The sequence below is a fragment of the Mesorhizobium sp. M7A.F.Ca.US.006.04.2.1 genome (assembly GCF_004022915.1).
Lineage (GTDB): Bacteria > Pseudomonadota > Alphaproteobacteria > Rhizobiales > Rhizobiaceae > Mesorhizobium > Mesorhizobium ciceri.
Window position 1 is genome coordinate 1 of record NZ_RZQA01000530.1, and the last position, 4,530, is coordinate 4,530.

Annotated in this window: 4 protein-coding genes; 2 read left to right on the forward strand and 2 right to left on the reverse strand. The window is 63.9% G+C overall.

Translation table 11 applies throughout. From position 1 onward, the window contains the following. On the forward strand, positions 1 to 1,198 hold a 1,198-nt coding region (purD, locus tag EN925_RS24425), incomplete at its 5' end, for a phosphoribosylamine--glycine ligase (RefSeq protein WP_128336993.1). Positions 1,199 to 1,211: 13 nt separating this feature from the next. Here the strand turns inward: purD and EN925_RS24430 are convergent. Together EN925_RS24430 and EN925_RS24435 are read right to left on the reverse strand one after the other, a co-directional pair. Further along, positions 1,212 to 2,321 (reverse strand): glycoside hydrolase family 25 protein, encoded by a 1,110-nt coding sequence (locus tag EN925_RS24430; RefSeq protein ID WP_164753913.1) that lies wholly within the window; start codon positions 2,319 to 2,321, stop codon positions 1,212 to 1,214. A gap of 246 nt (positions 2,322 to 2,567) precedes the next feature. Then, complete coding sequence (locus EN925_RS24435) at positions 2,568 to 2,786, reverse strand: hypothetical protein (protein WP_013532811.1); 219 nt, start codon at positions 2,784 to 2,786, stop codon at positions 2,568 to 2,570. A gap of 214 nt (positions 2,787 to 3,000) precedes the next feature. On the opposite strand from EN925_RS24435, the gene EN925_RS24440 reads away from it, so the two are divergent. Next, a partial coding sequence (locus EN925_RS24440; RefSeq protein ID WP_128336994.1) for an acyl-CoA dehydrogenase family protein occupies positions 3,001 to 4,530 on the forward strand: 1,530 nt, incomplete at its 3' end.

The window sequence follows — 4,530 nt, forward strand, 5'->3', positions numbered from 1 at the left end:
GCTTTATGCCGCCCCCGGCAATCCGGGCATTGGCGGCGAGGCCGAACTGGTCAAGCTCGACATCGCCGATCACGCCGCGGTCACCGCATTCTGCCGGGAGAAAAAAATCGACCTCGTCGTGGTCGGTCCGGAAGGCCCGCTGGTCGCCGGCATTGCCGACGATCTGCGCGCCGAAAATATCCGCGTCTTCGGTCCCTCCAAGGCAGCGGCACGGCTGGAAGGCTCGAAAGGTTTCACCAAGGACCTCTGCGCCCGCTACAACATCCCCACCGCCGCCTATGGCCGTTTCAGTGACCTGGCCTCGGCCAAAGCCTATGTCGAAAAGACCGGGGCGCCGATCGTCATCAAGGCCGACGGGCTCGCTGCCGGCAAGGGCGTCACCGTCGCCATGACGCTCAGTGAAGCACAGGCAGCACTCGATGCCTGCTTCGATGGTTCCTTCGGCGCCGCCGGCGCGGAAGTTGTGGTCGAGGAATTCATGACCGGCGAGGAGGCGAGCTTCTTCTGCCTCTGCGACGGTACCACCGCACTGCCCTTCGGCACCGCGCAGGATCACAAGCGCGTCGGCGACGGCGACACCGGTCCGAACACTGGCGGCATGGGGGCCTATTCGCCGGCACCGGTGATGACGCCGGAACTGGTCGAGCGCACCATGCGTGAGATCATCGAGCCGACCATGCGCGGCATGGCCGAACTGGGCGCGCCTTTTTCCGGCGTGCTGTTTGCCGGGCTGATGATCACCGACAAAGGGCCAAGACTGATCGAATACAACACCCGCTTCGGCGATCCGGAATGCCAGGTGCTGATGATGCGGCTGAAGGACGATCTGCTGGTTCTGCTCAATGCGGCAGTTGATGGCCAACTTGCCCACACCTCGGTGCGCTGGCGCGACGAGGCGGCACTGACCGTCGTGATGGCGGCGAGAGGCTATCCCGGCACGCCGGAAAAGGGCTCGGTCATCCGCGGCGTCGAAGACGCGGCAAGCGACGGCGTCCAGGTGTTCCATGCCGGCACCGCCATCAATGGCGGCGCGCTGGTTGCCAATGGCGGCCGCGTCCTCAACGTGACGGCATCAGGCGCCACGGTCGGCGAGGCGCAGAAACGAGCCTATGCCGCGCTCGACCGCATCGACTGGCCGGACGGTTTCTGCCGCCGCGATATCGGCTGGCAGGCGGTGGCGCGCGAACAGGGAAACTGAAGTCCGCGTTGGCTTACCGCTGGCCGCGATCGAGTTCGGTGGAAGCGGTGCTGAGCGGATCGGCAGCGGCAAAGGCAGCGTCGAGTTGTGCGGGCGAACGCCGCTCGGTCCGCTTCCAGGCGACATATTGTACAATGCCGAAACTCAGTCTCCGGGGCACCGTCTTCACGACCGGCATGCGGAAGCCGTCGCGGAAACGGGACCAGCGTGTCCCCAACGCTGCGACCATGTCCTCGAAAGTCGGCGGCGCGGCCACAGACGCATAGGTGATGGTGACATTGCCGGCGAGGCCGGCCTCGCGTGAAACCGGTAGCGGTATGGAGGCGAGATAGTCCGGCGGCACGTCGATAAGCCCGCCGAACGGCCATTGCGCGCGCAGCGTTGCGGCGTCTGTCGGCGCGACATTGACGTCTATGTCGTTAGGCGTGCCGGCAACCCTGTAAGGGCAGCGGAAACGGCCGCAATTAGCTTGCGCCGAAAACTGCCACAGTGCGTAGCCTTGCCAGTTGCCCATCGGAAAATGCACGTCGATGTCGTTGGTGTAGCGGGCATACCAGAGCGGTAGCCGCGACAGGAGCCGGTATCGGTAGCTGTTGTCGGCAATGTACTGGGCGGTCTTGCCGTTGGTGTACAGCACCGGGAAACGGCCGATGCGCCGATGCACCTGGCGCACGAACTCCTCGGCGTCGTCGAGCGACATCCATTGCGAGGGATCATTGCCCTCAATGTCGAGAGCCATGAGATCGTCCGGCGCAGGCTCGGCGAAATCGAGGAAATTGTTGGCCTGCTCGACCGGATTGCCGGGGCGGGCAAGGTGATAGGCGCCCCATTTCAGGCCGAGTGCCTTGGCCACCACCCGGCGCGTCTGGAACAGTTCGCGCGTCACCGCATGGCGTTTCCACAGCGCCTTGCAAAGCTTCACCTCAATGTCGTTGCCCAGGCAGAAATAGGGCGGCGGCATGCCGTCGGAGGCCTTGTTGATGAAGCCGACGACCCGCTTGTCGGTGGCGAGTTGGGCCCAATCGATGGAATTGTATTCGTAGGCATCGACCACCAAACCGCGGTCGGCGTTCTTCCAGGGCTCGGAAAAATCCGAAGCCTTTGCCGCCGTGGACAGCGCCATCGTCGCCGCCAAGGCGAGAAGCGCCAGCGCATGTCGGCCAAAAGTGTGCAGCGGTTTTGGGGCAACGACATGCGGAGGAAACAATGGCTTGAAGGGCGTCGGCACGACACTCTTCAAGCGGCGAAGGAGACGCGCCGTCCTTTTCAAAACAGGGAATCCCCGTTGATCAAAGACAAATCCTGAACGGCTATGGTTAAGGAAGTACTTTCGGGGCTGACTTCAGAAAAGCTGGCGACGCATCAGCTGCTAGAATTCAAACGGGTCCGGAGCCGGCTCTTGCCGCAGCGTGCCCTCGGCGGCGCGTTTGCGGTGGTGGGCGAGTGAGCATTGCGGCGAGCATAATATGCCGCGATCCGACCAGTAGGCGGCCCCGTGGTCCAGTCTGCCGCCATGGTAGCAGAACCCCTCCGCTCGATAGGGCAGGCCGCATTCGATGCAGCGATAGGCGTCGGGTCTGGCAAGCATGGGCGGTTCCGGTTGGCTGGTTCTGATCCGTCGCCGGTCGACTTGATCCGGCATGGATTGAACTTAATACGCGCCGCCGCGATTGCAAAATCCGCGTGACAAAATTTGACGTTTACGTAAAAAGAAGATGGGAGACCGCTGATACGGCGGGTGGTTTTGCAGCGGCACCGGCTCTAGGGTTGGGCGGGCCGATGCATCAGGAGGAGTGAGCGGCATGTATAGGGCACCGGTCGAGGATATCGCCTTCACGCTCAAGCATGTCGCCGGCATGAAATCGGCGCTCGATGCCGGCAGGTTCGGCGATCTCGGCGATGACCTGGTCGATGCCGTTCTTGGCGAGGCCGGCCGCTTCGCCACTGAAGAGGTCGCACCGCTCTACACGATCGGCGATCGGCAAGGTGCCGTGCTGAAGGACGCTGCCGTCACCACACCACCCGGCTGGAAGGAACTCTATCGCCGCTGGATCGATGGCGGCTGGAACGCGCTCTCCGGGCCTGAGGAATATGGCGGCCAGGCGCTGCCGACCATGCTTGGCGTTGCCGCGCTCGAAATGTGGAACTCCGCCGCCATGGCCTTCGGCATCGGCCCGACGCTGACCATGGGTGCTGTCGAAGCGCTCGACAAACACGCCTCCACAGACCTCAAGGCAAAGTATCTCGAAAAGCTCGTCTCCGGCGAGTGGATGGGCACGATGAACCTGCCCGAGCCGCAAGCCGGTTCGGACCTCGCCGCCTTGCGCGCCCGCGCGGAGCCGGTGGGTGACGGCAGCTACCGCATCTTCGGCCAGAAAATCTTCATCACCTATGGCGAGCACGACTTCACCGACAACATCATCCATCTGGTGCTGGCGCGGCTGCCCGATGCGCCGGCCGGCACGCGCGGCGTATCGCTGTTCCTGGTGCCGAAATTCCTGGTCGGCGACGATGGCGCGCTCGGCGCGCGCAACGATGTCTTCTGTTCCGGACTTGAACACAAGCTCGGCATCCATGCCTCGCCGACCTGCACCATGATCTATGGCGATGGTTTCCAGGGCGCCAAGCCCGGCGCCGTCGGCTGGCTGATCGGCGAGGAGAACAAGGGCCTCGCCTGCATGTTCACGATGATGAACAATGCGCGGCTTTGTGTCGGCATGCAGGGGGTAGCGGTCGCGGAAGCCGCAACGCAGAAGGCGATCGCCTATGCCAATGAACGCCGGCAGGGCAAGGCCGCGAGCTACACTGGCACGGGTATGGCGCCTATCGTCCATCACCCCGATGTCCAGCGTAACCTGCTGACCATGAAGGCGCTGACCCAGACCGCGCGCGCCATCAGCTATTCCTGTGCCCACGCCATCGACATGGCCCGTGTCTCCGCCGGTGACGAGGCGGCCCACTGGCGCGACCGCGCCAATCTGCTGACGCCGCTGGCAAAGGCGTTCTCGACCGATATCGGCGTCGAGGTTGCCTCACTCGGCCTCCAGGTTCATGGCGGCATGGGCTTCATCGAGGAGACGGGAGCGGCCGCCTTCTATCGTGATGCGCGCATCGCCCCGATCTACGAGGGCACCAACGGCATTCAGGCGATCGATCTGGTGATGCGCAAGCTGCCGCTCGGCGGCGGCGACCATGTGCATGGTTATATCGCCGAACTGGCTGATATGGCCGCAGCGGTGCGGACCTCGAACCTGCAGGGTTTCGGCCGCACCGCCGACGCTCTCGACGCGGCACTTGGCGATCTCAGCGAAGCGACCCGCTTCCTGCAGAAA

Coding starts and splice junctions, on each gene's coding strand:
- EN925_RS24430 (WP_164753913.1), bottom strand. CDS start 2,321: ATGGCGCTGTCCACGGCGGCAAAGGCTTCGGATTTTTCCGAGCCCTGG.
- EN925_RS24435 (WP_013532811.1), bottom strand. CDS start 2,786: ATGCTTGCCAGACCCGACGCCTATCGCTGCATCGAATGCGGCCTGCCC.